The organism is Stenotrophomonas sp. PA-6-5C, from assembly GCF_021605635.1.
Classification (GTDB): Bacteria; Pseudomonadota; Gammaproteobacteria; order Xanthomonadales; family Xanthomonadaceae; genus Stenotrophomonas; species Stenotrophomonas lactitubi.
The window spans coordinates 1-25,040 of the sequence record NZ_WKEE01000070.1; the positions used below are offsets into that span (position 1 = coordinate 1).

Here is a 25,040-nt window from a genome sequence, read left to right on the forward strand (position 1 = left end):
GCCCCGCGCCTGGCCGCCGAACCCCGCCGCGATAGCCGTGACCAACGCGACCCGTCACGACTGCCGCCCTCGATGCTGGAACGCTTCGGCACCACCGACCATCCCAACGGGAACACGCCATGACCTCGACGCCGCTGATCCGCTGCCTGCTGCCGATGCTTGCCGGCTTGTCTTTCGCTGCGGTTGTGCACGCACAAACGCCGCAGCAACCGTTGACCGGGCAGATGCTGGGCGGCGCGACGCCTGCGCCGGCAGCCGCCCCCCTGCACAGCGAACCGTTGGCCACCGTGGACGTATCGCCGCTGCCGGCCGCCCAGCCCATTGCAGCTCCCGCAGCCCCTCAAGCCGCGCCTGATTTCGGCGGCACGCAGTTGCAGCCCAACACCTCACAGATCGGCGACACCACTCGCAGCCTGTTCCGCCTGCAGGCGTCCGGCGAGGTAGCCGGCGCGCGCCTGCCGATCCTCGGTGACCAGGCCACGTCCAGCTACGCGCGTTACCTGAAGAGCTTCCAGTACGACATACCGCAGTTCTTTGAAACCGACGTCGCCAAGTCTGCAGGATCCTCCCGATCCGGACGCTGAGGTCTACCATGAACCGAGCACGCCACATCAGCTTCAGTCGCCCGCGCGGCGGTATGTCGGTCACCATGATGCTGGTGATGATCGCGCTGCTGGCAATGCTCGGCCTGGTCGAGATCGGCTTCCTGTTCTGGGCCAAGCGCGATGCACAGAAAGTAGTCGATCTGGCCGCGCTGGCAGGCGCGCAACGGCTCGACCTGTGCAACGCCAGCAATGCCGACAACAGTGCGGCCCGGCAGAGCGCACTCTCGCAGAACCGCTTCCGCGGACAGGTGCAGATCCAGTGCGGCAACTGGAATGCCAGCCGCGGAACGTCAGACCACTTCAGCCCGGGCGTGGACGCCAGCAATCCACGCAATGCGGTGCGCGTCGTTGCCGAACGCGGCGTGCTGCCGTTCTTCGGCCAGAACCGTACGTTGCCAACCCTGCGCGTGCAGGCGGTGGCCAAGCGCTCGGAACCCACCGCGGTGTTTGCGGTGGGTTCGCAGCTGCTGCGCACCAATGGCAACTCACCCTTGATGGCGACCCTTCGCCTGGTCGGTCTGGACGTCACCAACGCAACGGTGCTGTCCTACGATGGCCTGGCGCAGGCCACCATCACCCCGTCGGGGCTGCTGGCTGCACTGGGCATCCCGGTCACCGCTGACCTCAGCGTGGCCGACTTCAACAGGCTGCTGTCGATCAACCGCATCTCGCTGGCACAGCTGGTCAATGCCACCGCCACGGTAGTCGGCCGCGAGACCGCCGTCGGCGTACAGCTGCAGGCGCTGTCCAACCTGGTCGGCACCCGGCTGGACATCAACCAGCTCAATATTCTTCTGGGCAGCCAGAACGGCGGCGGCGGTCTGTTCGCGCAGGTGATCTCGCCGGACGGCACCATCGGCAGCGCATTGGAATCACGGGTCAACGTGCTGGATCTTGTCACCGCCGCGATCTCCATCGCCAACGATGGCAATGGCGTGCAGGTGCAGGGCTTGAACCTGTTGGGAATCGACATCAAGGCCGGCGTGGTGGAGCCGCCGTCGATCGCCATCGGCGGTGTCGGCGCACGTGCCTACAACGCGCAGGTGCGGCTGATGGTGGACGTCGACAGCGACCGCCTGTTCGCGATCGGCCCACTGTTGAATCTGCTCGGCACCCGCCTGCATCTGCCACTGCACGTGGATGTGGCCAATGCGATGGGGACATTGACCAGCATCCAGTGCGGGGCGACGCCACCGACGGCCACCGTCCAGGTCGATTCCTCGGTGCTGCGCGCCTGCGTCGGCAAGGTCAACGCGACCGATCGCTTCTCCAAGAGCAACGTCTGTGACGCGACCCTGCAGAACGAGCAGTTGTTGAAGCTGCTGGGGCAGCCCTTGATCAACGACAAGATCACCCTGCCGGCGCTGACCAGCACGCAGAGCCTGACCCTGGCCGCCGGCCAGACCGGCTCAACCCGGATCAACCCGTTGGCCGTCGGCACCGCCGTGTCGGATCTGGTCAACGAACTGCTGCGCGTGCTGTCAGGCATGCTCAGTTCGCCCAAGCAGGGCATGAACGCCAATGACACCGCCAAGGCATTGGCCGACCGTTACCTGCAGGCCGCCTTCCCCAGCGGCGGGCGCTACAACGTGGACCAGGTGATTCCGCTGCTGCGCGATGGCGATCCGTCACGCAACCTTGCACCGTTGGGCAACTGGACAGTTACCAAAGGCGTACCCACGCCCTGCCTGCTTGGCCTGACCACCTGCTGGGAAGATGGGTCAGTGTGGACGGGCTATCGCACTACCGTGACCGGCCAGGGCCTGGGCCTGCTCGATGGCCTGCTGGGTTCGCTGGTCGGTGGCCTGCTGATCAACCGCTGCGACAGCCTGCTGGGCAACCTGATCGACTACAACGGCTGCGTGCGCACCAACCTGGCGTCCTACATCCAGACCGCCCCGGCCGGATTCCTCGATGGACAGAACGGCGGCGGGGTAACCACCCCGGGCAACAACGTGACCTGCAGCGGCCTGCTGTGCGCGCTGCTGAATCCGGTGCTGGCCGCGCTCAAGCCGGTGCTCAACAGCGTCGGCACCCTGTTGACCAATACCCTGGCCAGCCTGCTCGGGCTGGAACTGGGCCGCACCGATGTCAGCATGCAGTCGATCCAGTGCAGCTCGGCGCAGCTGGTCTTCTGACCCGCGTGGGCGCCGGTTGGCGGCGTCCGCGCCCATGCTAGACTCGCGCCGGGGAACCACTTTCAACTCAACCCACACTACATCCGTGGATGGTCTAGACATGCGAGAAACTTCAGGGGGCACCGTCTTCGCCCGGTATCCGCGCGGCGCAGCACTGCTGGCCGTGGCCATGATCGTGGTGGCGCCGTCGGCGCTGGCCGCACGTGGCGATCGCACTGCCACCGTCGAGCCGGCCAAGGCCGCACCGGTGGTACGCAACACCGTCGACGAACTCAAGCAGTTGATGGATGCGCAGCAGCTCACCGAGCTGCGTACCACCTACAACGGCAACTACGGCGCCAGCCTGCTGTTCAACGCCAATACCCTGACCTACTACGTGGCCCTGTTCCAGGAGAAGAACTTCTGGCGGGTGATCAAGACCGATGCCGTCGACAACGCCGAGCGTGTCTACCGCACCTTCGCGCAGCAGTCCGAACAGCTGGCGCAGGTCTACATCGACACCACCCGTCTGGAAGCCGGCAAGCGCTACACCGAGCGTCTGGTGGCCTACAACGAAGAACGCCTGCGTACCCTGCAGCAGGAAATGGAACAGCAGCAGGCGCAGTCGGCGCAGGTCAGCGCAGCGCTGCAGCAGGCCCAGCAGCAAGCGGTCAGCCTGAGCACCGACGTGCAGAGCACCAACAGCCAGCTCGATGCGCTGCAGCGCCGGATCCAGATCCTGCAGGCCGAACAGGGAAACCCGGAGCTGAGCCTGCCCAAGCCGGATGCAGCAGCGGCGCCGGCCGCCGCCAGCGACGGCCGCTGAGGCTTACCCGGCTGCAGACCAGAACGGCACCTTCGGGTGCCGTTTTTCATTGTGCTCAACGACAGGCATCGCGTACCGCGTCATCCAGCTGCCTGCGCTGCAGGTAATCGAGCCTGCGCGGCTTGGCCAGCGTCTTCACCTGCTGCTGGCGCGCCCGCTCGCAGGCTTGCGGGTCGGCCGTAATCGATATCAGTGCGCCCTGCGCGCGCCCGCGCCGTGGCGTCCGTGTGGCGCCACGGCGGGCAGGCTGCCCGACAGCAGGTAGCAGTCCGCGCGCCTTCGACTCCACAGCAGGGACTTCCCAGCGCCACTCCGCCTGCCCTTGGCAGGGCGTCTGCTGATAGACCGGATGCTCACCATCGGTGCACTTGTACACGTTGGTCTGCGCCGCCGCGACGGCTGCCCACAGCAGTCCAGGCAGCACTCCCCATATCGGCATCTTCATGACTGGCCCTCTCGCGTCCGATGGTCATGGTTGCCATCAGTACCGGCCTGCCGCCAGAGCGAGTCGCGTCAGCGCAACGAACCCGTCAATCCGCCACAGCCGTGCAATGCACACGGCACATCGTGCGCTGTACTGCCGCAGGCGCCGGCGAACCCGCCGGCGTCTTCCCTCCCTTCCGCCAAGGAACCTGCAATGAGCAATTTCGTGACCGTCAACGATGGCGCCCGCATCTTCTACAAGGACTGGGGCACCGGCCAGCCTGTCGTATTCGCCCATGGCTGGCCGTTGTCGTCCGACGCCTGGGACCCGCAGATGCTGTTCATGGGCCAGAACGGCTACCGCGTGATCGCCCATGATCGCCGCAGCCATGGCCGCTCCAGCCAGACCTGGGACGGCAACAACATGGACACCTACGCCGACGACCTCGCTGCCGTTCTGGAAGCGCTGGACGTGAAGAACGCGATCCTGGTCGGCCATTCCACCGGCGGTGGCGAAGTGGCCCACTACATCGGCCGCCATGGCAGTGCGCGCGTGGCCAAGGTGGTGCTGGTCGGCGCGGTGCCGCCGTTGATGCTGAAGACCGCCAGCAATCCGGCCGGCACTCCGCTGGAGGTTTTCGACGGCATCCGCAAAGGCACCGGCGGCGACCGTTCGCAGTTCTTCAAGGACCTGGCCACGCCGTTCTTCGGCGCCAATCGTGATGGCAACAGCGTCACCGAAGGCATGCGTGATTCGTTCTGGCTGCAGGGCATGCTGGGCGGCGTGAAGGGCCAGTACGACTGCATTCACGAGTTCTCGGAAGTGGACTACACCGAAGACCTGAAGAAGATCGACGTGCCGGCACTGGTGGTACACGGCGATGACGACCAGATAGTGCCGTTCGACGCCTCGGCCAAGCTGTCCTCGCAGATCATCAAGGACGCCGAACTGAAGGTGTATGCCGGTGCACCGCACGGCCTGACGCTCACCCATGCCGACCAGTTCAACGCCGACCTGCTGGCGTTCGCACGTAAATGACGTATCGCGGCGGCGCTCCGGCGCCGCCGCGCCTGCGGTAGTGCCGGCCGCTGGCCGGCAACCGCATCAACCCCGCTCGAAACCGCGCTCAGCCGGCCAGCGGCCGGCTCTACCATGGGGCCATCAGATGTCGCTGTGGTGATGCGGCGCCGCCGCCGGCAGCGGATCATGGCCGCCGACAAAATGACGCACTAGCGGGGCACGCTCACCGCGATGCAGCGCGCGCAGCGCCTCCTGGATCGCCTTGTCGTCGGCGGTGATGCGCTCGTGTTGGCGCAGGTGCTCCAACCATGACGCCGCCACGAAATATTCCAGATGGATGCCCGGGGTCGCCACATCCTCGACCACGCCCCAGACCACGGCGCCATCGCGTCGACGGATCGCCCCCAGCGTGCGCATCTGCACCTGGAACGCGGCACGATCGGCGGCATCGATGCGATATTCGATGGTCACCAGCACCGGCCCACGATCATTCGACACCGGTACCGACAGCTCCGGCGCTGGCCAGTGGCCGGCCGGACTCAGGTTGAGATCTTCGGCACCGGCTATGCGCACGCGCCACACCAGCAGGCCACCGATGACCGCGCCTGCTGCGGCCACCAGCAATGCCAGTTCCGGCGATGTGCGCTGCGCCAGCGCGCCCCAGCTCAGGCCACCGGCCGCCATGCCGGCCGAGAACACCATGATGTACAGCGCAAGCGCCCGTGCTCTCACCCAGGCCGGCACCGCCGTTTGTGCTGCGATCTGCAACGAAGACAGTACGGTGATCCAGGCAAAGCCATTGACCAGCATCACCAGCGGCAACACGTACCAGCTGCGGGTCAGCGCCAGGCCGGCCAGGCTTGCAGCCAGCGACAAGGTGGCCAGCAGCACCAGCAGGTCGCGGTCGAGTTTGGCCCGCAGCTTCGGCAACAGCAGCGCACCGCCCACCGCACCGATGCCGATGCAACCCAGCAGCACACCGTACTGCCCTGCCCCGCCCTCCATCTGACCACGCACCACCACCGGCAACATCGCGTTCATTGCTGCGGCAAAGAAGAAGAAACCAGCCGATTTGATCAATACCGCCTGCAGGCGTCCGGCACGGCTGGCATAGCGCAGGCCTGCCTTCAGGCCAGCACCGAACCCTTCCGGAGGCAGGCTGGACGCCTTCGGATCGCGCTTCCATCCCCACACCACGAACAGCATTGCCGCAAAGGTGATGGCATTGAACCCGAACGCCCATACCGCACCCAGCTGGGCCACGATCACGCCACCGATGGCTGGACCGATCGAACGGGCGATGTTGATGCCGATGGAGTTGAGTGCCACTGCCGAAGCCAGCATCGGTTGCGGCACCAGCTCGGAGACGATCGCGGCCTGTGCCGGCATCGCCATCGCCGCGCCGCAGCCCATGCAGAAGGTCAGCAGCACCAGCAGTTGTGGCGTCAGCAGGTCCATCGCCGTAAGCACCGCCGTCACTGCCGCTACCAGCAGCATCCAGCCCTGGGTGAACAGCAGGTACTTCCGGCGGTCCACAATGTCGGCAAGGGTGCCGGCAGCCAGCGCCAGCAGCACGATCGGCACGGTGGTGGCCGACTGCACCAGCGCCACCATCAATGCCGAGCCGGTGCGTTCGGCCATTACCCAGGCCGCAGCGACGTCATTGACCCAGGTACCGATGTTGCTGGCCAGGATCGCCAGCCAGATCGAGCGGAACATGCGGATCTTCAGTGGCGACCAGGCGCCATCGGCCTGCGGGGAGTGTTGTGACGCGGATGCGTTCACCATTGCCATGCTCCAACGATTGAGGCGAACAGCGTGTCCTGGCCACCGGCCTGCTTCAGTGCAGGACCGGCGTCGACCCAGGCCAGCTGCAGCTGCCATTGCCAGCGGTCATTGACCTGCCAGCGGGTTTCGGATTTGTACTGGGTACCGATGCGACGTTCGCCACCGGCGCTGCCGGGCAACGCCGCCAACGGTGCCGGCGTGGTGTAGACCGCATCGGCGCGCCGCTGCTTCCAGGCCAGCTGTACACCCAGCTCGGTGGTCACCGCGTCATGCAGGCGCAGCGACAGTGTCGGTTGCAGATCCATCAGGTTGGCCGGTGCCAACAGGCTGGCTTCGCTGAAATAGGCGGACTTGGGAAACAGTGCATTGAACGTACCGAGCCGACCATCACCTGGATCTGCATCGCCGCTGGCGATATCGGCCTTCAGGCCCAGGCGCGGTTGCAACGGTAGCTCTGCCCAGCGCCAGCCGGTATCGGTGGCCAGGGTCCATGCGCGGATATCCAGATCGCCGGTCACGGCCCGCAGCTCACCGCCCTGCACCACCAGTTCGGTATTCCAGTCCAGCGCGCCGGACTGACCGAACCAGCGCGCGCCTAGCGTCTGCCGCCGCTCGGTACCGCTGCCTGCAGCGAAGCGCGCGCCCTCGCGACGATAGTCCAGCAGATAGAGATCCCACTGGCTGCTGCCTGCGCCCTTCGCCGTCGTCGCATACACGCCGATCAGGTGTGCACCGCGCTCACCGCGGTCATCGAAAGCACCCGCGCGGTTCTCCACCGGGCGCAGCGCCATCAGATCCAGCGCGCCCAGCCGTCCCTGCCAGCCCACCCGTGCACCATCAAACGCCAGGCGGATGTTCGGTCCATCGCGCACCGACAGCAGGCGCGAGCTGCCATAGCCCGCTTCCTGCCTGCCCAGCTGCACGTGCATGCCAGCGCCAGTCCAGCGCCAGTACGCCTGCTGTACGTCCAACGCACCGCGATCGGTACGACCTGGACCGCCGGCCTTGCCACGCTCGGCATGCGCACCCAGCTGCAGCTTCGCCTGCCAGTCATCGCGGGCGAAGGTCGCCGACGCCAGCGCACGCAGCAGGCCGTAGCCATCCTCGCCGCCACCGACGCCGAACCGGGTCGGGTCGTAGTACATGCCACGCAGGCGCAGCGATGCATCCCACTGCAACTGGCCATCGCCAACCGCGGTACAGGCGCCGCCGTCGCAGGCCAGCGCCAACGATGGCAATGCCAGTGATGCCAAGGTCAGAACGCGAAGCACGAACATCCCATCGCGCCCCAGAACGCGGTCAGGTCATCGGTTGGCGCGGCATGACGGGCCGCATGCCCGTGCGCACCGTGAGTGCTGCAGGCGGCACCGTGATGGTGATGATGGGCCGCCGCCAGGCCAGTGGCGGCGCCGCCGACGTGGTAGCCACCGAACCGGTTCACCGGTGACCAGTCCGGCATCGCCGGTGGCAGCTGCGGTGCCAACCCGGCGTAGTCGCCGTCGCCATGCACGACACGCCCCCCGACCACGGTCAGCAGGCTGGTGATGTCGGCGATCTGCTGCTCATCGACGCGGAAGAAGTCGGCCGACAACAGGATGAAGTCGGCGAGCTGGCCTGCCTTCAGCGTGCCCTTCACCGCTTCGTCGCCGGAGAACCAGGCACTGCCCTGCGTCCACAGGCGCAGGGCCTGCTCGCGTTCCAGCAGGTTTTCATCGCCGTACAGGGCCAGGCCACCGACCGTGCGCCCGGTCACCAGCCACGACAGCGCCACCCAGGGGTTGTAGCTGGCCACGCGGGTGGCGTCGGTACCGGCGCCGACCGGCACGCCCTCGGCCAGCATCCGCTTCACCGGTGGCGTGTGCCGCGCCGCCTGCACGCCATAGCGCTGCACGAATGCCTCGCCCTGGTAGGCCATGCGGTGCTGCACGGCGATGCCGCCATTCAATGCACGGATACGCTCGATGTTGCGCGGGGTGATGGTCTCGGCGTGGTCGATGAACCAGTGCAGGCCATCGAACGGCACCTCGCGGTTGACCTGTTCGTAGACGTCGAGGATGCGGCTGATGCTTTCGTCGTAGGTCGCGTGAATGCGGAACGGCCAGCGCTTTTCCACCAGCAGCTTGACCACGTCGTGCAGTTCCGGTTCCAGCTCCGGCGGCAGCTCCGGGCGCGGCTCGTTGAACAGTTCGAAATCCGCTGCCGAGAACACCAGCATCTCACCGGCACCGTTGTGGCGCAGCAGGTCATCGCCCTGGCGCGGCTGCAGCATCTCGCTCCAGCCGCGGAAATCGCTGACCTCGCTGCCCTTGTTCTGGGTGAACAGGTTGTAGGCGATGCGCACGGTCAGCTGATCATCGCGATGCAGCTGCTCGATGACCTGGTAGTCCTCGGGGTAGTTCTGGAAGCCACCGCCGGCGTCGATCACCGAGGTGATGCCCAGGCGGTTCAACTCGCGCATGAAATGGCGGGTGGAATTGGCCTGGTATTCGATCGGCAGCTTCGGCCCCTTGGCCAGGGTCGCATACAGGATCAGTGCATTCGGCTTGGCCAGCAGCAGGCCGGTGGGATTGCCCAGCGAATCGCGCACGATCTGCCCGCCGGGCGGATCAGGAGTTTCCTTGGTATAGCCGCAGGCACGCAGCGCAGCGCGGTTGAGCAGCGCGCGGTCATACAGGTGCAGCAGGAACACCGGCGTATCCGGGGCGATGTCATTCAGTTCCTGCAGGGTCGGCAGGCGCTTCTCGGTGAACTGGGTGGCGGTGAATCCACCGACCACGCGTACCCACTGCGGCGCCGGGGTGCGGTCCACCTGCGCCTTCAGCATGGCCATCGCATCGGCCAGTGACCGCAGGCCGTCCCAGCGCAGCTCCAGGTTGTAGTTCAAGCCGCCGCGGATCAGGTGGGTGTGGCTGTCATTGAGGCCCGGCACCAGGCGCCGTCCCTGTGCATCGATGAGGGTGGCTTCGCTGCCCCAGTCGCGCATGATCTGTTCATCGCTGCCGACGGCGACGATGCGCCCCTCCTGCACGGCCAATGCCTGCGCATGCGGTTGCTGCGGGTCGAGCGTGGTGATGCGTGCGTTGCGGATGACCAGCGTGCTCATGCGACGCTCCTTGGAAGGGGATTGGATGGCCGCGGCGGTGCCACCAGCCAGGCCCAGCGCAAGCGCGGCACCGGTGGCCAGCACCACGTTGCGGCGGCCAGGATCGAGAGGTTCGTTGCTCATGCGATGTCTCCAGAAAGAACCAGGCCATCCACCGCCCATGCACCGGGCCCGGCCAGGGCGATGGCCAGCAACGCCAGCGTCCACAACAACGGATATTCGGCACCGCCGCGCATCCAGAACCATCCTTTGGGCAGCGCCAGCAGTGCGGTGAAGGCGATGAACGCGGCAGCCACGAGCGCGGCGACCCGGGTCTGCCAGCCCAGCATCACCGCGGTGCCGGCCACCACCTGCAGCAGCGCCAGCAGCAGTGGCAGCGGGGCCGCCGCAGGCAGGCCGAAGCCACGCAGTTCGCCGGCAAAACCCGCCAGGCCAGGCCCGTTGAACCAGCCGAACAGTTTTCCCAGCGCGTGCGGCAGCAGGAATCCTCCCGCCGCCGCCCGCAGGATCAGCAAGGCCAGGTCGAGGCCATGGCCATCGCGCACGCTCAGTGCCCGCCTTCCTGCGCGCCGAACATGGTCTTGGCGTACTGGATGCCGACGCCATAGCCGCCCGCATGGTCGCGGGCGATGCCGGTGGTCAGGTCGTAGGTTTCACCGCGCGCCCAGTCGCGCTGCAGTTCCAGCAGGTACTGCACGCTGGTGATCGGCACTGCACCGGCCTGCACCATGCGGGTGATCGCGCGTTCGTGCGCCTCTTCGCTCACATCGCCGCAGGCATCGGTGATCACATAGACCTCGAACCCCTGCTCCAGTGCCGACAGCGTCGGGCCGACGATGCAGACGCTGGTCCACAACCCGGCCAGCACCAGCCGACGCTTGCCGACACGGTTCACCTCATCGATCACCGGCTGGTCTTCCCAGGTGTTCATAGACGTGCGATCGAACACCGTCTGGCCCGGGAAGATCGCCGGCAGCTCCGGGAACATCGGGCCGGAGAACGACTTCTCGGCCACCGTGGTCAGCAGCACCGGCACGTTGAAGCCCTTTGCGCCCTTGCTGATCAACGACACGTTGTTGCGCAGCGCGGAGATGTCGATGGTGTGGGTGGCGAACGCCATCTGCGACTGGTAGTCGATCAGGATCAGGGCGTGGTCGGTGGGTGACAGCAGTGCCTTGGCAGGGGTGGCGGTGGCGAGGCTCATGGGTGGACTCCAGTGGAAGAAACAACAAGGGGACGTGTGAGCGCCGCATCGCCGGCCAGATACTGGCCGGGACTGCAGCCGGTCTCGGCGCGGAAGCTGCGGACGAAATGGCTCTGGTCGAAAAAGCCCAGATGCTGGGCCAGGCAGGTCATCGACTGCCCGTGCGTCGCCAGCAGCTGCCGCGCGCGTTCAATGCGCCGTCGACGCACGTAACGCAGCGGGCTGGCACCGGTGCCACTGCGGAACAGGCGCACCAGATGGAAACGGCTCACGCAGGCGACCTCGGCCAGTTCGGTGACCCGCAGCGGCTGCGACAGGTGCTCATCGATGTAGCGCAGCGCACGCTGCAGGGCGGCCGACTGCTGGGGCGCCAGCGTGGGCGTGGGCTCGGCGGGCGAAAGGACGGTAGCCATGTTCGGGCGCCGCAGCGGGGGTGGCCCATGGTGCGGCGCCAGCGGTCGGCGCCCTACCCCCAACGGTCGAGGTCAACACTCACCCGATCGGGGGAGGCGGCCGTCGCAACCGTCGCCGGCCGAACAGCCGCGCGTCGAGCGAGTAGGCGCCCGGCCCCAGCAGCAACAGTGCCAACGGCAGCAGCGACCATGGCAACGCCGCGCCCTGCCAATAGAGCCCCGGCACCGCCAGCGCGACCGCCAACGGCGTGAACAGGCCGGGCAACAGCAAGCCCGTTGCCGCCAGGCACAGCCACCATGACCCACCTGCAGCAGTGCTTGGCAGCAACAGCGCGCTGGCCACGCACCCCCTCAGCCACAACAATCCCAGGCCCGGGCCGCGATCGGGAAACATCACATACAAGCGCTGCATCGCCGGCCTCCATCTTCCATGTCGGCGTGATAGCCGACACCGCTGCATAGCGCCTACCCCATTCGGGTCACCTGCGCCTGCCCCGCACCTGCCAGAATGCGCACCATGCCTGGCCACATCTTCCCTCTCCCGCGTCGCCTGCCGGCGCTGCTGTCGTGGCTGCTGTTGTGGATCGCCCTGCCCGTGCTCGCTGCACAGCATCCGGTGACCAGCGACGGCATGCCCGGCTACCAGCACACCGCTTGGCGGGTGGGCCAAGGGGCGCCCGGCGATATCTGGGACATCGCCCAGGATCGTGAGGGCATGCTGTGGCTGGCGACCGGCTCGGGCCTGTACCGCTTCGACGGTCGCCGTTTCGAGCGCCAGGCGGCACCGGCTGGCACCCGATTCCCCTCCACCAACATGGTCACGCTCGGCCTCGATGGCGAGGGCGACGGCCTGTGGATCGGTTATTTCCAGGCCGGCATCAGCCAGTTCTCGCCGCAGCGGCTGCGCAGTTTCGGGCGAGCACAGGGCGTGCCGGTGGGTGTGGTCCCGCGCTTCGCGCATGACCACAACGGACGCCTGTGGGCCGCAGTCAATGGTGGCCTGCGCTGGTTCGACGGGCAACGCTGGCAGGCTCCGTCTGCCGATGAAGGCGTGCCACAACGTCGTGTGCAATGGCTGCTGCAGGACAGCCACGGCACCTTCTGGGTGCTGGCCGACCTGCACATCTGGAAGCGCCCGGCGGGAAAGACCGCGTTTGAAAATACCGGCATCGCCGTCTCGCAGATGGCGACCCTGGTGGAAAGCCCGCAGGGCGAGATCTGGCTGGCCGACCGCATCCGCGGCACTTCGCCACTGGCCAACGCGCAGGGCTTGCTGCCACCCAACGAGCGTGAAGCGCGGCGCATGCCGGACCTGGTGGCCGCGCGACTGCAGTTCACCGCCGATGGCGCGCTGTGGGCCACGATGAGCCCGCACGGTGGCGTCGCTCGCGTCACCTTCGAAGGTCAGCGTGCCGTGCGCATCGAGCGCTTCGACACGCCGCAGGGCCTCACCGCGACCTCGGCGGTGCCGGTCATCGCTGACCGCGAAGGCAACCTGTGGGTCGGCACCAATCTCGGCCTCAACCGCTTCCGCGCACGCAGCGTGCAGACGCTGGCCGTCGGCCCCAGCGATCCTTACCGCTCGCTGGTACGCGGCAGCGATGGCCGCGTGTATGGCTATGGCGAAGACCTCAGGCTGTTCGACCTGCAGCGCCCGCTGCTGGCCCAGAGCGCTGCGCAGTTGCAGGCCGCCGCGCAGCGGGCGCCCACGCCGGTCTGGCAGTTCGACTGGATCAACCTCGCGCGCACGGTCGGCGGCCACACCACGCGCATTCCACTGCCCGCACCGTTCACCGGCCAGCCCCTGCATGCCCTGCTGTTTGCCGATGATGACCAGGCCTGGGTCTGCGCCGGCGAGGAGGCGGTGCTGCAGTACGCGGATGACCGCTGGCGACGCGAGACGCGGCTGCCCCAGCAGGCCTGCTCGTCGCTGGCGCGTGCCAGCGACGACGCGCTGCTGCTTGGCTATTCCGACGGTACGCTGCGCCGCCTGGATGCCGCATCGATCAGCACGTTCGGCGCGGCACAGGGGCTGTCGGTCGGCCCGATAACCGCGCTGCTGCAGCATGACGATCTACTGCTGGTTGCCGGTGAGGCGGGCCTGGCCGCGCGTCTCGGCAACGGCCACTTCCTGCCCGTGCGCACCAACACCACCGGCATCCTCGAAGGCATTACCGGCATGGTCGGCGATGCTCATGGGCGGCTCTGGCTCAACGGCAGCCGCGGTCTGGTACGGCTGGAAGCCGCCACCCTGCGCAGCGCACTGCGCGACGGCCAGCCAGTCGCCCCGCGCCTGTTCGATGCCGTCGATGGCATGCCTGGCATTGCCCTGCAGAGTGGCCCCATCCCGACCGCCGTGCTGGCCGCCGACGGCCTGCTGTGGCTGGCAACCAACCAGGGCCTGGCGTGGCTGGACACCCTGCAGCCGCACATCAACACCATGGCGCCCGGGGTGCGCATCGGCGACGTGCTGTATGGCACCACCCAGGCCCCCTTGCAGGAGGGGCTGCGCCTGCCGGCCGGAACCTCCCAGTTGCAGATCGATTATGTCGCGCTGTCGCTCGCGCGGCCCGAGCGCAACCGCTACCGCTACCGCCTGTCCGGCGTGGACGACGGCTGGCAGGACGCTGGTGGCAGCACGCGCGCCTACTACACCAATCTGGCGCCGGGTCATTACCGTTTCGAGGTGGAGGCTGCCAATGAGGACGGCATCTGGAGCCGCTCGCCAGCCATTCGCAACTTCCGGATCGCGCCCACGTTCCTGCAGAGCATCTGGTTCAAGCTGTTATGCGTGGTGCTGGTGCTGGCCGTGCTGATGCTGGCCATCCGCATCCGCAGTGGCCAGCTCGCGATGCTGTTCCGCGCGCGCCTGCAGGAGCGCAACGGCGAACGCGAACGCATCGCACGCGACCTGCATGACACCCTGCTGCAGGGCAGCCAAGGGCTCATCCTGCGGCTGCACGCCATCAGCCAGTCCGCACAGACACCGGAGCCGGTGCGTACCCAGCTGGAGGCGGCGATGCAGTTGGCCGAACGGAATCTTGCCGAAGGCCGGGAACGGGTCAACGCACTCCGTGACGGACCGTTTGCCGGTCGCGACCTCGCCTCGGCGCTGGCCGATGTGCACGCCGAATACGCGGGCCAAGGCACCAACCCGCTGCGCCTGACCGTGGAAGGCAGCCCTCCGCCCCTGCAGACCGATGCCGCCGAAGAAGTTTTCCTGATCGGACGCGAGGCCATCCGCAACGCGTTGCGGCATGCACAGGCCAGTGCCATCGAAGTGGAGCTGTCCTACGGCACGCGCTGCTTCCTGCTGCACGTACGCGATGATGGTGTCGGTATTGCCGACGAGGATGCCGGCCGCGGTCACTGGGGCATGCAGGGCATGCGCGAGCGCGCGCAGCGGCTGGGCGCGGAACTGCAGCTGTGGACCCGTCCGGGACTGGGCACCGAAGTGGCGCTGTCCGTGCCGGCCCGTCGCCTGTATCACCGCCGTCCATCGCGCTGGCGCTGGCCCTGGAGCAGACCCACCCATGACTGAATCCCTTCCTCCCATCGGCGTGCTGGTGGTCGATGACCATCCCCTGCTGCGCGATGGCCTGGCGGCACTGCTGAGCACGCACGCAGACCTGCGCCTGCTCGGCGAAGCCGCCGATGGCGAAGAGGCGCTTGCCCGCTACCAGCAGCTGCAACCGGATGTGGTGCTGATGGACCTGCAGATGCCACGCATGGACGGGGTGGAAGCGATCGTGCGGATCCGCGCGCGTGATCCACGTGCACGCATCATCGTGCTGACGACCTACCGTGGCGATGTGCGCGCGGTGCGTGCCCTGCAGGCTGGCGCCAGCGCCTACCTGTTGAAGGACACGCTGCGCCACGAACTGGTGGACACCATCCGCATGGTGGCCAGCGGCCGCCGCGCACCGATACCGGCAGAGGTGGCGGCCAGCATCGCCGCACATGTCGTGGAAGATCGGCTGTCGCCGCGCGAAACCGAAGTACTGCGCCACGTGGCCGGCGGCCTGTCGAACAAGCGCATCGGCGAACGCATGCAGATTTCCGAGCAGACCGTGAAGGCGCACATGAAGAGCCTGATGGACAAGCTGGGCGTCGGCGACCGCACCCACGCGGTCACCCAGGCGCTGCGCCGCGGAATCATCAGCCTGGATGACACCGGTCAGGATTGAGGGGGTTCGGCCGGGCTGCGACCGGCACCCGCCGAATCAACGTCAACGTCAACGTCAACGTCAAAAGCGGGCTACCCGTGGGATGGCGAGGTGGGTCCGGTTGCGGGGGACGCCGTAAACCCGTCCCTGGGGGCTTGGCCGCGGCATCCATGCCGCGGACACCCCCGCAACCGGACCCACCCCGCCTTCGACAGATCTCCGCGATCTGCCCGGATGACATGACCTGCTCTTGGTAGGTGTCGACCTTGGTCGACACGTAGATCCACGCCATGCGTGGATGCTCTTCGTTCAATTGTCGAAAAATTAGATTTCGATGGAGATTCATCCAGCATGGGATGGGTCCATCAGACAACGGAAAACTGTCGAAGGTGGGGCGGTGTCGGATTGCGGGGTGTCAGCCGCATGGATGCGGCTGCCAAGCCTACAAGGACGTACTTGCGGCGTCCCCGCAATCCGACACCGCCCCGCCCTCCCACGGAATCCAGCTTCTGCCGTTGCCGTTGCCGTTGTTTCGGCGGGTGCAGGGCGCAGCCCTGCCGAACACCCCTCAACGCAGGCGGATCAGCAGGCTGCCACCGGCACAGATCGTCGCCAGCCACGCCACGCCCTGCCACCCCCACTGCGCCAACGCCAGACTGCCCAATGCACCGCCTGCCGCCATGCCGATGAACATGCCGGTGAACAGCAGCGCGTTGAGGCGACTGCGTGCCGGCGGCACCAGACCGTAGACCAGAGTCTGGTGCGCGACCAGCGCCGACTGGAAACCGAAATCGAACAGCAACGCGCTGACCACCAGCAACGGCAGCAGCGCAGCGGCCGGCAGCCATGACTCGGCCAGCAACAGGGCAAAGCCTGCCAGCGCGACGGCGATCGCCAACCGCGCTACCGCAGGGCTGCCCAAGCGATCGGCGAAGCGGCCCGCAACGGGCGCAGCCAATGCACCCGCAGCACCGGCAATGCCGAACGCACCCGCAGCAGCACTGCCCAGACCCAGCCGTGCATGCAGCATCAGCGCCAGCGTCGACCAGAACGCACTGAAGCCCACCGCCAGCAGCGACTGGCTGGCCACGGCGCGGCGCAACTGCGGCTGCTCGCGCCAGAGCGCCAGCAACGAGCCCAACAGCGCGGGGTAGCGCAGCGTGCTGGTCGCGGCGAAGTGCGGCAGTGCCCGTGCCATCACCGCGCCCATCGCCAGCACCGAGAGAGCCGCCAGGCCGAACTGCACGCGCCAGCCCCAGGCTTCGGCCACCACGCCGCTTACCACGCGCGACAGCAGGATGCCCAGCAGCAGGCCCGTCATCACCCGGCCCACCACCTGCCCACGCTGCGCATCCGGTGCCAGCACCGCGGCGGCCGGCACGATGTCCTGCGCCAGCGTGGCCATCAGCCCCACCAGCAGGCTGGCAACAAGCAGCCCCGGCAACTGGCCGGCCAAGGCCGCCGCCCCCAGGGCCAACGCCAGCAAAACCGACTTCAGCAGGATCAGGTTGCGCCGGTCGAAGCGGTCGCCCAGCGGAGCCAGCAGCAGGATGCCCAGTGCATAGCCCAGCTGGGTCAGGGTCGGCACCAGGCCCACGGCGCGCTCGCCGGCACCCAGATCCTGGGCGATCAGGCCCAGCATCGGCTGGCTGTAGTAGAGCGAGGCCACCGAGAAGCCCGCACCGGCGGCCATGGCCAGTACCAGTGATGGGGCGGGCGCGGCGCTGGGCGCAGTGGTGATGGTTGAGAGCGAGGGAGTGGACATGGGGGCATCCGGGAAAGCGGGAAAGAAGTGGAGCGTAGCGTGCCGATATTCGCAGCACGTCTGTAGTAGGCTCAGCCACATAATTTCCATACGTCATACGCATGAACGACCTTGCCTCGGGTGGCGACCGCCTGGATCTGCTGCGTACTTTCCTGCGTATCGTGGACAGCGGCAGCCTTTCTGCTGCTGCCCTGCAGCTGGGCACCACCCAGCCCACCGTCAGCCGTCGGCTGCAAGCCCTGGAGCGGCAACTGGGCCTGCGCCTGCTGCAGCGGTCCACCCACGGCCTGCTGCTGACCGAGGACGGCCAGCGCTGCCAACGCCATGCGCAGCGGGTAGTGGACGAATGGGAAGCGCTGCAGGCCGAGCTGCACGGCCAGGCCCAGATGCTCAGCGGTCGCCTGCGGGTGATGGTGCCGCATGCATTCGGCCAGGCGCAGCTGCTGCCGACCATGCTCGATTTCCTGGCCCAGCATCCACAGTTGAGCCTGGAGTGGATTCTTGAAGACCGCCGCCCGGACTTCATCGCCGAAGGCATCGACTGCGCGGTGCGGGTCGGCACGGTCGACGAACCGCGCATGGTCGCCCTGCCGTTGGCCGAAGTACCGCGCATCGTCGTAGCCGCACCCTCGCTGGCCGACGCGGGTTCGATCACCACGCCCGAGCAGGCGCAGGCATTGCCGTGGATCTCGCTGGTCACCTACTACCGCGAACGTCTGTTGCTGCACGATGCGCAAGGCCGCGCACACACGCTGGCGATCACCCCACGCCTGCTAAGTGACAACCTGTTCGTGGTGCAGCAGGCCGCACGTGCGGGATTGGGCGCGGCGGTGGTTTCGGCCTGGCTGGTGGCCGACGACCTGGCCGAAGGGCGGTTGGTGCAGCTGCTGCCGGACTGGCAGGCACCGCCGCTGCCGGTGCATCTGGTGTTCCCTGCGGCGCGACAGCAACCCCTGCGCCTGCGCGCCTTCATCGACGCGATGAAAGCTGCGCTGCCGCAGCTGCATGGCATGCGGCCGGCAGCAAAGTGACAGCCGGGCGGCGCAGGACGCTGCCGCCTAGTTCAGCCTTGCCTTGATCAGCGGTCGCAGCAGGTAGTTCAGCACACTGCGCTTGCCGGTCAGGATATCCACGTCGGCCACCATACCGGGGATGATCGGCAGGACCTCGCCATGCCGCCGCAACTGGCTGCCGTCGGTGCGGATGAGCACCTGGTAGAAGGACTCCTTTCCGCGTGGCGTGTCCTCCTCGATCGTATCGGCGCTGATCTGCTCCACGGTGCCACTGAGCTCGCCATAGATGGTGTAGTCGTACGCCGTGATCTTGACCTTCGCCTGCATGCCCGGGACCAGGAAGGCCACATCGCGCGGCTTGATCCGCGCCTCCACCAACAGCCGCTCCTCCACCGGAATCACCTCCATGATGGGCTCTCCCGGCGGGATGACACCCCCGCGGGTGTTGATCAGCACCGTGTTTACCCGCCCACGCACAGGGGACAGGATCTCGGTGCGCCGCAACTGGTCCTGGCGCTGGTGCACGATGGGCTCCAGCGACGAAAGCTCTGCTTTCAGCTTGGACCGTTCGGTATAGGCGTCCTGGAAATAGCTATTGCGCAGCTCGCTGAGCTTTCCGGTGAGCGTAGCGATCTCCTGGGCGAGCTTGAGTTCCTCCATCTGGCTGACCGCGTTGCGCGCCACCAGCGGACGGACGATGCGCAGCTGGTCACGGGTGATGGCCAGCTGTTGACCGATCGCGGCCGAACTCTGTTGCAGCGTGGCGCGACGCGACTGGAACAGCTCCTGCTCCGATCTTGCAAGCGCGCTGTCGCCCGGGATGTCAGCCGGAAATTCGATGGTCCCCTTGCCCAGGACCTCGGCCTCGAGGCGGGCGATGGCCGCGCGCAGCACCTGCGACTGGTTGGCCGACTCTTCGTAGTTGGTGCGGAAGTGGGTTTCTTCCAGCCGCACCAGCGGTTGCCCCACCACCACCAGGTCGCCTTCCTTCACCAGCAACCGGTCGAGGATGCCGCCCTCCAGACTCTGGATCTTCTGCATGCGACTGAACGGCACCACCCGCCCTTCGCCACGGGTGACCTGGTCCAGCTGGGCCAGCGCCGCCCACAGCAGGGCGATCGCCACAGTCGCCAGCAGCACCCACAGCAGCGGGCGGTACACCGGATGGGTGGCCGCCAGCAGCGGGTCGGCAAGGTCTCGGCGCAGCCGTTGCGCATTCCTCCGGCGGTCAGCCATGGTGCCCTCCAGCGACGGCGGCGATCGGCTGTACCTGGTTGCCCTGCACGACTTGATCCAACGGCCCGTCCATGATGATCCTGCCGTCACGCATCACCACGGCGCGCTCCACCAGGGCCAGCATGCTGCGCTTGTGCGTAGTCAGCACCAGCGTGCGCTGACCAAGCCAGCGCTGCAGGAACTGCACGACATGGGTTTCGCTGTGCTGGTCGAACGCGGCGGTGGGTTCGTCCAGCAACACGATGGGAGGGTCCTGCAGGATCACCCGGGCCAGCCCGATCGCTTGGCGCTGGCCACCGGAGAGACTGCCGTTGCCGAGCACCATCTGATCCAGGCCCAGTGGATTGCCGCGCACGAAGGGGCCGATACCGACTGCGTCCAACGCCTCAAGCAGCTCTTCATCGCGCCAGGCAGCACCTTCCAGATTGAGGTTCTCACGCAGCGTACCGTGGAACAGCGCCACATCCTGCGGCAGATAGCCGATGTTGCGTGCGCGGTCGCCCGGATCGATCTGCGACAACGCCACGTCATCGAGCAGCATCCGCCCCTGCTGCGGCGACACCAGTCCGGACAGCAGCCGCAGCAGGCTGGACTTGCCAGCCCCGTTTCCGCCGAGCAGCGCCACCCGTTGCCCTGGCGCGATGGTGAGTCCGTGAACGTCCACCACCCACGCCCCCTCGCCAAACGCCAGCCGCACTTCGTGCAGCTGGTACGCTCCCTGCAACCGGGGCTTGTGCACGAAGCGCGCCCCCTGCGGCCGTTCCTGTTCGGCCGCCATCAACTGGTCCAGCCCTTCCATGGCCACCTTGGTGTGCTGCCAGCGGCCGAGCACGGCCGCGACCTGCGACAGCGGCGCGATGGCGCGCGAAGCCAGGATCGAGCAGGCCACCAGCGCACCGACCGTCATCGCACCATCATTGATGCGGTATACGCCGAAGGCGACCACGCCCACGTAGCACAGCTGCTGGACCACCGCAGCGCCATGACTGATGCTGGCAGTCAATGTGCTGGACTTCAGCGCTGTGCCGGCCAACTGTGCGGTAAGGGATTCCCAGTGCTTCAGGCTGCGCCCCTCCGCACGCGTGGCCTTTACCGTCTCCAGGTGCTCGAAGGCCTCCAGCAGTACGCTGTTCTTCATCGCGCCCTCGCGCAGGTTCTGCCGGGAAAGCTCGCCCAGCCGCCGCTGCGCCATCACCCCCGGCAACACCATCAGCACGCAGGCCACGATGGGTACCCAGACCACATGGCCGCCGATCAGGGCGATCAGCAGCAGGAACACGAACACGAATGGCAGATCGCTCAGCAAGGCCGCCGTGGACGAAGTGAAGAAATCGCGTACCCCTTCGAACTCGCGGACCTGGGTACTGAACGCACCCATCGAAGCGGGTTTGGCGGTCACCCGGGTACCCAGAACCCGGGAGAACAACAGGGTGCCCAACTGCAGGTCCATGCGTTTGCCCAGCACATGAAGCAATTGCCCGCGCAGTACCCTCAGCACGCCTTCGATCACCACGGCCACGGCAACACCGCTGGCCAGCACCCATAGTGTGTCGAAGGCTGCCACCGGTACCACGCGGTCGTAGACCTGCATGGCGAAGATGGCCGTGGCGATGGCCAGCAGGTTGGCGACGAACGCGGCAGCACCGACCTCCGCGTAGGAGCGCCACAACTGCCGCAGCGGACCGTAGAACCAGTGCTGATCCTGGCCGGCGGCGAAACTGCCGACGCGTCCGTCGGAGCGGAACCGCGGCTTGGCGAAAATGGCCGTACCGCTGTAGAGCGATTGCAGGGCCGGCAATGCCATCACCTGCGCTCCACCGTCGGCCTGTGGTACCTCCACCCGCGCCTGACCGTCTTCCAGCGCCGTCAGCAGAACGGTGTTGCCGTTGTTCAACAGCAATAGCGCCGGCAGCAGATAATCATCAATGTCGGCCAGATCGAAAGCCTCGACGCGGGCATTCAGATCGGCGCGGCGCAGCGCACGTGGCACCCGCTGCAGCGGCAGTCGCCCCTGTTCCAGGGCGATGCCATCGACCAGTTCGGCGGCACCGAGCGGCCGTCCGAGCCGCGCGCACAGCAGCAACAGGCCATCCTGCAGTGGGTCTCGCGGCAGGTTGCTGCTGCCACCGGCCACGTCAATGCGCGGCGTCTGCATCGGTCTTCCCTCCTAGCAGTTCGCCCAGCTGCCCGACCTGGGCCGCCGCGCGGTAATCGATGCGGATGCGCTCCATGCGCAGCGTGGCCAGCTGGCGTTCGGCCTCCATCCGCTCACGCTGTACGCTGAGCAGATCGATGATGTCGCGACGGCCGACCTGGAACTGATCGTGGTAGAGGGTTCCCACCCGGCTGGACTCGTCCACCTGCTGCTGCAACGCCTGTTCACGCAGCACCAGCGCATCGCCGTTGTCAAACAGCGTACGCATCTTGCGGCGCAGGTCGCGGCGGGTGGCGTCGGCCGACCAGCGCGCCGCTTCCAGGCGCTGCCGTGCCGCCGCCGGCCGCTGGAAGTTGCTGAATCCCCTCACCACGTCCATGCGCAGGCGCAGCGAGACCACCGAGTCGTTTTCCATCTGGCCACCGATCTCCCGACGCAGCGCCGACGCCTCGACATTCAACTGCGGCTTCAGCGCGGCGCGCGATTCCGCCAGTTCCGCCTCGGCTGCGACCGCGTCCTCGCTGGACTCGCGCAGCAGTGGCGCCGCATCGATCGCCGCTTCCAGTTCCTGCTGCCAGGGGCGAGCGTCCGCCGACAGCACCGGCACCTGCAGCTGCCCCGGGGGCTGCCCCAGCAGCAACGCAAGCTGGTTGTCGGCATCGCGCAGTGCGCCTTCTTCCAGCGCGAGCTGGTCCTGGCCACGTGCGAATTCCAGCTGGGCCCTGTCCAGCTCGGTGCGATCGGCATAGCCGCTGCCGCTGCGATCACGGGCCATGCCACGCACGCCCTCGATGCGCTGCAGGAAGTCGCGCACCGCCGCCACCCGCTCACGCGCGACCAGCACATCCAGATACGTTTCGATGATGTCCAGTGCCGCATCGTCGCGGGCAACCTCCAGCGCGGCCAGATAGCGCCGCTCGGTCGCCGATGCTGCAGCCACCTGGCTACGGGTGCGTCCCCAGTCGAACAGCATCTGCGACAACGTCACGTCATACACCATTTCAGACATGTGCCCCGCCTGCGGCCCGCCCGACACCTGCAGGGCAGGAAAGTAGCCGCCACGCGCGATCTTCACATCGGTGCCGGCCCGCTCGGCTTCGCTCAGCGCCGCGCGGACCCTGGGATGAATCGCCAGCCCCGCCTGTACCGCCTGCTCTACGCTCATTGCACAGGTCCCTGCGGGAATTCCCGCCAGCAGGAGGAGCGCGAACGCTCCTCCCACCCACCGCCTCCCACACCGGCGTTGCTGCATCAGGCCACCACCTGCACCGTGTTGTCTTCAACCAACAGCGTGGTGCTGCCAAAGGTGTACACGTCGTAGGTGATGCCGTTGATGAGCTGCGTGGTACCCGTGTCCACCGCGCCAGCCACGTTCAGGGTGTCATTGCTCTCGCCGGTGATCTGCAGCGTGTTGTTGCCATCGGTGATGGCGTCCACCTCCGCAGCCGTCAGGGTCAGCACGCTGCCCGCGTCGCCCGTGCCCAGATCGACGCGCTCGATGTTGCTGAGCGTGCCGACGCCGGCCGCGTTGTAGTCCAGGTCGATGCCATTGGCCAGCAGCAGCGTGTCGAACCCGTCGCCGCCGTCGATGCTGACGAAATTGGTCGCGGTGATCTGGACCGTGTCATTGCCCGCGCCCGCAAGCACATGGTCACCGGTGCCTACGTTGAAGACCAGGTCACTGCCGGCGCCACCGTTGATGTGCTCCGAACTGCCGTCGGCACCAGACAGCACATCGTCGCCGGACGTGCCATTGACGTCGATTTCGCCGATGTTCAACGACAGCCCGTTCGGGCTCAGGGTAATGCCATAGGCGGCACTGTCGTTGCCATTGGTGTCGGTGGACACCAGGTTGAACGAAATCTGCGAGCCGAGGTTGAGGATGTCGGTGATGTTCAACCCAAGCTGGGTCAGCACGGTCGGGCTGAGCAGGTTCAACGAGAAGTTTCCGCTCGCGTCGGCCTGGATCGGCAGCAGCTCCACATTCAACGCGGGCGTGATCACGCGGATCACCACGCTGGAGTTGGGCTCGGTGGTACCGCTGAATCCGAATCGCGGATTGAGCGGGTTGAGGCTGACGTCGACACCGAAGTTGCCGATGGTGACCGGTTGCTCGATGCTGGTACCCACGCCGATGCTGGCGACATTGCTGGGGTTGCCGGCCGGATCGCGACCGACCACGCCGACCTGGGCGTTCAGCAACTGGTCCCAACCGAAGTCGATGTCCAGGTCGGTCAGCAGATTGAGCGATGCCAGCCCGCTGTTGTCGGCGGTAACGGTTGCGGTTGCGGTGACCCCACCCACCTCGACGGTGACCGTCAGCTCGGTACCCGGCTCTGCGGAGATGGTCAGCAGGTTGCCCACCAGCGACAGCACCGGTGTGGCCGGGGGTACGGTGTCGATGGTGAACGCAACCGGCGTGGAGGCGGTACCGCCGTTGATGTCGGCCGTGATCGTCGACGCCCCTTCCGGGAACGGCCCTTGCCCGCCCGGCGGGGTCAGCGTCACGGTCACCGTTCCAGCGGCGATATCGCCCGCCGTCAGGATATGGCTGACCTCGGCCTCGTAGCCGTTCTGACCGGCGAACTTGACCGTCACGACCTGCCCGACCTGCATCGTCGGGCGGACGGTGACATCAACCTGGATACCGTCACCGATTTCAGCGGCGTTGATCCAGGTGTCGACCGACTCCGGCACGCTGATGGCCGGCGGTGCGAGGTCCGGCGCATTGATCGTTGCCGGGCCACTGCTGTTGCCGGCCGCATCCACCGCGACACCGACGATCAGCTCGCCAGTGACCAGCGCTGGTGTGAACGGCAGGCTGAAGTTGCCGCTGCCGTCGACGTTCACGGTGACCGCATTGGCGGTGTCGCCATTCACAACGATGCGAACCTGGCTGTTGGGCTCGGCGGTACCGGTCAGCAGTGTCCCGTCGGCGCTGATGCTCAACAGCGGTGCCGAGGGCGCCACCGTGTCCACGGTGGTGCTGGCCGGGCCACTGGTGTTGCCGGCCGGGTCCTGGGCCACCGCATTGATCACCGTGCCATTGGCCAGTGGCGTGCCTGGCGTGAAGCTCCAGTTGCCGCTGCCGTCGGCGGTGACCTGCCCGATCGGGTTGCCGCCGCCATCAGTGAGCAGCACCGTCGCTCCGGCTTCCGCCCTACCACTGATGATCGCGCCGTTGCTTGGGTCGATCACCGGCGTA

Annotated in this window: 20 protein-coding genes and 1 pseudogene; 8 read left to right on the top strand and 13 right to left on the bottom strand. The window is 67.1% G+C overall.

Annotated elements, in window-relative coordinates; all coding sequences use genetic code 11:
• The 4 genes and pseudogenes from GIW57_RS23830 to GIW57_RS21320 all read left to right on the top strand — a co-directional run.
• Positions 1-123, top strand: a pseudogene (locus GIW57_RS23830) (Flp pilus assembly protein TadD); the annotation flags it as partial.
• Positions 120-584, top strand: a complete 465-nt coding sequence (locus GIW57_RS21310; protein ID WP_100465654.1) for a DUF3613 domain-containing protein — start codon at positions 120-122, stop codon at positions 582-584. The pseudogene GIW57_RS23830 and the gene GIW57_RS21310, both read left to right, overlap by 4 nt.
• An 8-nt stretch (positions 585-592) precedes the next feature.
• Positions 593-2,743 (top strand): TadG family pilus assembly protein, encoded by a 2,151-nt coding sequence (locus tag GIW57_RS21315; protein ID WP_236512739.1) that lies wholly within the window; start codon positions 593-595, stop codon positions 2,741-2,743.
• A gap of 100 nt (positions 2,744-2,843) precedes the next feature.
• Entirely contained in the window at positions 2,844-3,548 is a 705-nt protein-coding gene (locus GIW57_RS21320; RefSeq protein WP_088100167.1) for a DUF2968 domain-containing protein, read from the top strand.
• A gap of 55 nt (positions 3,549-3,603) precedes the next feature.
• Here GIW57_RS21320 and GIW57_RS21325 read toward each other — a convergent pair whose 3' ends face one another.
• Complete coding sequence (locus tag GIW57_RS21325; protein ID WP_236512757.1) at positions 3,604-3,987, bottom strand: hypothetical protein; 384 nt, start codon at positions 3,985-3,987, stop codon at positions 3,604-3,606.
• Positions 3,988-4,185: 198 nt separating this feature from the next.
• Between GIW57_RS21325 and GIW57_RS21330 the strand changes: the two genes are divergently transcribed.
• Positions 4,186-5,010 (top strand): alpha/beta hydrolase, encoded by an 825-nt coding sequence (locus tag GIW57_RS21330; protein ID WP_236512741.1) that lies wholly within the window; start codon positions 4,186-4,188, stop codon positions 5,008-5,010.
• 123 nt (positions 5,011-5,133) lie between these two features.
• Here the strand turns inward: GIW57_RS21330 and GIW57_RS21335 are convergent, their stop codons facing one another.
• From GIW57_RS21335 to GIW57_RS21365, 7 genes are all read right to left on the bottom strand, one after another.
• A complete protein-coding gene (locus GIW57_RS21335; protein WP_236512742.1) occupies positions 5,134-6,780 on the bottom strand; it encodes an MFS transporter in 1,647 nt (548 codons plus the stop codon).
• Positions 6,774-8,057 carry an alginate export family protein gene (locus GIW57_RS21340; protein ID WP_236512743.1) on the bottom strand — a complete coding sequence of 428 codons (1,284 nt, stop codon included), beginning with the start codon at positions 8,055-8,057 and terminating at the stop codon, positions 6,774-6,776. The genes GIW57_RS21335 and GIW57_RS21340 overlap by 7 nt, the downstream gene beginning before the upstream one ends.
• On the bottom strand, positions 8,036-9,883 hold the full coding sequence (locus GIW57_RS21345) for an amidohydrolase (protein ID WP_236512759.1): 1,848 nt from the start codon (positions 9,881-9,883) through the stop codon (positions 8,036-8,038). Before GIW57_RS21345 ends, GIW57_RS21340 begins: the two co-directional genes overlap by 22 nt.
• Before the next feature lie 119 nt (positions 9,884-10,002).
• Positions 10,003-10,428, bottom strand: a complete 426-nt coding sequence (locus GIW57_RS21350) for a DoxX family membrane protein (RefSeq protein WP_100465661.1) — start codon at positions 10,426-10,428, stop codon at positions 10,003-10,005.
• Between the two features lie 2 nt (positions 10,429-10,430).
• Entirely contained in the window at positions 10,431-11,087 is a 657-nt protein-coding gene (locus GIW57_RS21355; RefSeq protein WP_100465662.1) for a hydrolase, read from the bottom strand.
• Positions 11,084-11,500, bottom strand: coding sequence for an AraC family transcriptional regulator (locus tag GIW57_RS21360; RefSeq protein ID WP_100465663.1), 417 nt, complete (start codon positions 11,498-11,500; stop codon positions 11,084-11,086). The genes GIW57_RS21355 and GIW57_RS21360 overlap by 4 nt, the downstream gene beginning before the upstream one ends.
• Before the next feature lie 79 nt (positions 11,501-11,579).
• Positions 11,580-11,912, bottom strand: coding sequence for a hypothetical protein (locus GIW57_RS21365; RefSeq protein ID WP_100465664.1), 333 nt, complete (start codon positions 11,910-11,912; stop codon positions 11,580-11,582).
• Positions 11,913-12,008: 96 nt separating this feature from the next.
• On the opposite strand from GIW57_RS21365, the gene GIW57_RS21370 reads away from it, so the two are divergent.
• Positions 12,009-15,041: a sensor histidine kinase gene (locus tag GIW57_RS21370; protein WP_236512745.1), complete on the top strand. Its 3,033-nt coding sequence runs from the start codon at positions 12,009-12,011 to the stop codon at positions 15,039-15,041.
• Positions 15,034-15,687 (top strand): response regulator transcription factor, encoded by a 654-nt coding sequence (locus GIW57_RS21375; protein WP_236512747.1) that lies wholly within the window; start codon positions 15,034-15,036, stop codon positions 15,685-15,687. The genes GIW57_RS21370 and GIW57_RS21375 overlap by 8 nt, the downstream gene beginning before the upstream one ends.
• Positions 15,688-16,234: 547 nt before the next feature.
• On the opposite strand, the gene GIW57_RS21380 is transcribed toward GIW57_RS21375, so the two are convergent.
• A complete protein-coding gene (locus GIW57_RS21380; protein WP_236512749.1) occupies positions 16,235-17,431 on the bottom strand; it encodes an MFS transporter in 1,197 nt (398 codons plus the stop codon).
• Positions 17,432-17,532: 101 nt separating this feature from the next.
• On the opposite strand from GIW57_RS21380, the gene GIW57_RS21385 reads away from it, so the two are divergent.
• Positions 17,533-18,462, top strand: a complete 930-nt coding sequence (locus GIW57_RS21385) for a LysR family transcriptional regulator (protein ID WP_236512751.1) — start codon at positions 17,533-17,535, stop codon at positions 18,460-18,462.
• Between the two features lie 27 nt (positions 18,463-18,489).
• Here the strand turns inward: GIW57_RS21385 and GIW57_RS21390 are convergent, their stop codons facing one another.
• The 4 genes from GIW57_RS21390 to GIW57_RS21405 form a co-directional block, all read right to left on the bottom strand.
• On the bottom strand, positions 18,490-19,680 hold the full coding sequence (locus GIW57_RS21390) for an HlyD family efflux transporter periplasmic adaptor subunit (protein ID WP_236512753.1): 1,191 nt from the start codon (positions 19,678-19,680) through the stop codon (positions 18,490-18,492).
• The gene (locus tag GIW57_RS21395) at positions 19,673-21,835 is read right to left on the bottom strand and encodes a type I secretion system permease/ATPase (RefSeq protein WP_100460292.1); all 2,163 of its coding nucleotides are present in this window, start codon (positions 21,833-21,835) and stop codon (positions 19,673-19,675) included. The genes GIW57_RS21390 and GIW57_RS21395 overlap by 8 nt, the downstream gene beginning before the upstream one ends.
• Positions 21,816-23,000, bottom strand: a complete 1,185-nt coding sequence (locus tag GIW57_RS21400; RefSeq protein ID WP_202908211.1) for a TolC family protein — start codon at positions 22,998-23,000, stop codon at positions 21,816-21,818. The genes GIW57_RS21395 and GIW57_RS21400 overlap by 20 nt, the downstream gene beginning before the upstream one ends.
• A gap of 86 nt (positions 23,001-23,086) precedes the next feature.
• Positions 23,087-25,040 (bottom strand): Ig-like domain-containing protein (locus GIW57_RS21405; protein ID WP_236512755.1); only part of this gene is annotated, 1,954 nt, incomplete at its 5' end.

Bases quoted from the DNA above. Each gene is read 5' to 3' on its own strand.
- GIW57_RS21310 (WP_100465654.1), top strand. From the start codon at position 120: ATGACCTCGACGCCGCTGATCCGCTGCCTGCTGCCGATGCTTGCCGGC.
- GIW57_RS21315 (WP_236512739.1), top strand. From the start codon at position 593: ATGAACCGAGCACGCCACATCAGCTTCAGTCGCCCGCGCGGCGGTATG.
- GIW57_RS21320 (WP_088100167.1), top strand. From the start codon at position 2,844: ATGCGAGAAACTTCAGGGGGCACCGTCTTCGCCCGGTATCCGCGCGGC.
- GIW57_RS21325 (WP_236512757.1), bottom strand. From the start codon at position 3,987: ATGCCGATATGGGGAGTGCTGCCTGGACTGCTGTGGGCAGCCGTCGCG.
- GIW57_RS21330 (WP_236512741.1), top strand. From the start codon at position 4,186: ATGAGCAATTTCGTGACCGTCAACGATGGCGCCCGCATCTTCTACAAG.
- GIW57_RS21335 (WP_236512742.1), bottom strand. From the start codon at position 6,780: ATGGTGAACGCATCCGCGTCACAACACTCCCCGCAGGCCGATGGCGCC.
- GIW57_RS21340 (WP_236512743.1), bottom strand. From the start codon at position 8,057: ATGTTCGTGCTTCGCGTTCTGACCTTGGCATCACTGGCATTGCCATCG.
- GIW57_RS21345 (WP_236512759.1), bottom strand. From the start codon at position 9,883: ATGAGCACGCTGGTCATCCGCAACGCACGCATCACCACGCTCGACCCG.
- GIW57_RS21355 (WP_100465662.1), bottom strand. From the start codon at position 11,087: ATGAGCCTCGCCACCGCCACCCCTGCCAAGGCACTGCTGTCACCCACC.
- GIW57_RS21360 (WP_100465663.1), bottom strand. From the start codon at position 11,500: ATGGCTACCGTCCTTTCGCCCGCCGAGCCCACGCCCACGCTGGCGCCC.
- GIW57_RS21365 (WP_100465664.1), bottom strand. From the start codon at position 11,912: ATGCAGCGCTTGTATGTGATGTTTCCCGATCGCGGCCCGGGCCTGGGA.
- GIW57_RS21370 (WP_236512745.1), top strand. From the start codon at position 12,009: ATGCGCACCATGCCTGGCCACATCTTCCCTCTCCCGCGTCGCCTGCCG.
- GIW57_RS21375 (WP_236512747.1), top strand. From the start codon at position 15,034: ATGACTGAATCCCTTCCTCCCATCGGCGTGCTGGTGGTCGATGACCAT.
- GIW57_RS21380 (WP_236512749.1), bottom strand. From the start codon at position 17,431: ATGTCCACTCCCTCGCTCTCAACCATCACCACTGCGCCCAGCGCCGCG.
- GIW57_RS21385 (WP_236512751.1), top strand. From the start codon at position 17,533: ATGAACGACCTTGCCTCGGGTGGCGACCGCCTGGATCTGCTGCGTACT.
- GIW57_RS21390 (WP_236512753.1), bottom strand. From the start codon at position 19,680: ATGGCTGACCGCCGGAGGAATGCGCAACGGCTGCGCCGAGACCTTGCC.
- GIW57_RS21395 (WP_100460292.1), bottom strand. From the start codon at position 21,835: ATGCAGACGCCGCGCATTGACGTGGCCGGTGGCAGCAGCAACCTGCCG.
- GIW57_RS21400 (WP_202908211.1), bottom strand. From the start codon at position 23,000: ATGAGCGTAGAGCAGGCGGTACAGGCGGGGCTGGCGATTCATCCCAGG.